General features: G+C 68.3%; 1 protein-coding gene. It reads left to right on the top strand.

From position 1 onward, the window contains the following. The first annotated feature begins 244 nt into the window (after positions 1-244). On the top strand, positions 245-1450 hold the full coding sequence (locus OOT08_RS12570) for an MFS transporter (RefSeq protein ID WP_442916244.1): 1206 nt from the start codon (positions 245-247) through the stop codon (positions 1448-1450). The last annotated feature ends 151 nt before the right edge of the window (positions 1451-1601 follow it).

The raw sequence follows: 1601 nt of genomic DNA, 5'->3' as shown, positions 1-1601 counted from the left end.
AGCGAGCTTCCGGGCATCCCGGGCACGACCCCGCAGCAGCCGTTCACGCTGGAACCGTTGGATCTGCACCTCGATGAGCAGTCCCTGCGGGAGCTCCAGGAGACCATCGATCGCCTGGCGACGCCCACCCCGTAACCGGGCTGGAGGCCGCCCGATATCGCGGCGCACCTGCGGGGGCCGTGCCGCGGCGTCGTGACGCTCCGGCCGCTATACCGGACGGACGGTTGAGCACTACACTATTGCGGTGGGCATGTATCGTGATCTAGGCAAAAACCGTGGCGTCTTCCGCATCCTTGCGGCGCAGCTCACGGCTCGCTTCCCCTTCGGGATGACCTCGATCGCCATGCTGCTCCATATTGAGCACCTGCACGGCAACTACACCTCGGCGGGCCTCGTCCTCGGCGCGGCCAGCATCGGCCAGGCCATCTCTGGCCCGCTCACGAGCCGCTGGATGGGCGCGTGGGGCATGCGCCGCGTGCTGGCGCTCACCACGACTGTCTGCTCCGTCGTGCTCGCCGTGCTCGCGCTCGTGCCGATGGAAATCATCGTCACGATGGCCTTCGCGTTCTTCATGGGCCTGTCCACCCCGCCCGTGACCCCCGCGGTGCGCACGATCTACCCCAAGCTCGTGCCCTCCAAGCAGGTCGCCGCGCTGTTCTCCCTGGACGCCTCCGCTCAGGAGATCATCTGGGTGCTCGGCCCCGTGCTCGCGGTGCTCGTCTCCGGCCAGGTCAGCACCACCGCCGGGCTGCTCACCTCCGTTGCCTTCATGGTCATCGGCGGGCTCTGGTTCATGTTCTCCCCCGAGGTCGGTCAGGTCCGAATCCCGCGGTCCCGCCGCCGCCTGGGCGCGGTGCTGACCCGGCCAACGGTCGTGCTCGCGACGATCCTCGGCTTCCTCTTCGTTGCCTCCTTCTCGGCGCTGGAGGCCGGCGTCGTGGCCGCCTTCCCCCGGGACGGGATGGAGCCGGGGATCGTGCTCGGCATCTTCTCGATCGGCTCGATCGTCGGCGGCCTGCTCTTTGGCCACCGCGATCTGACCCCCTGGTCCCTCACGACGCGCGTCACCATCGTGACGGTCGGCACCGCGCTCTGCCTGGTCAGCCTCAACATGTGGTGGCTCTCCGGAATGCTGTTCCTCGCGGGCTTCGGCGTCGCCCCCACCCTCGCGGGTATCTTCACCATGGTCAGCTCGACCGTGAAGTTCAGCGAAACCGCCGAGTCCTACGGCTGGGTCGGCACGGGCCAGCTGATCGGCGCGGCCCTCGGCTCCGCCTTCGCTGGCGTTGGCATCGATGCGGTCGGCCCGAACGGGGCTTTCGTCGCCTCGATCCTCTTCCTGGTCGTGTGCATCATCGCCGCGGCCATCGGCAGCCGCTGGATCCCGGACATGCGCGGCCGCGACGCCTCGCCCATCCCCGACACCGAGCCGATCACCCTCCCCCGCTAGGCGCTGACGAGCCGCGCGGCGGCCATCTCCCGATGCGGGGATCACGGTTCGGCCACGGTTCCCACGGGCCTCGAAAAACTCAGTGTTTCGTGATGGAAACTCATTACTCTCGCACTCATGGCCCCGTTCACCTTGGCAGTTCCCCCATCCG

The organism is Leucobacter sp. M11, from assembly GCF_035726885.1.
Lineage (GTDB): Bacteria > Actinomycetota > Actinomycetes > Actinomycetales > Microbacteriaceae > JAPFRB01.
Note: the sequence above shows the minus strand (reverse complement) of the source record. Positions and strands in the feature narration are given on the sequence as shown.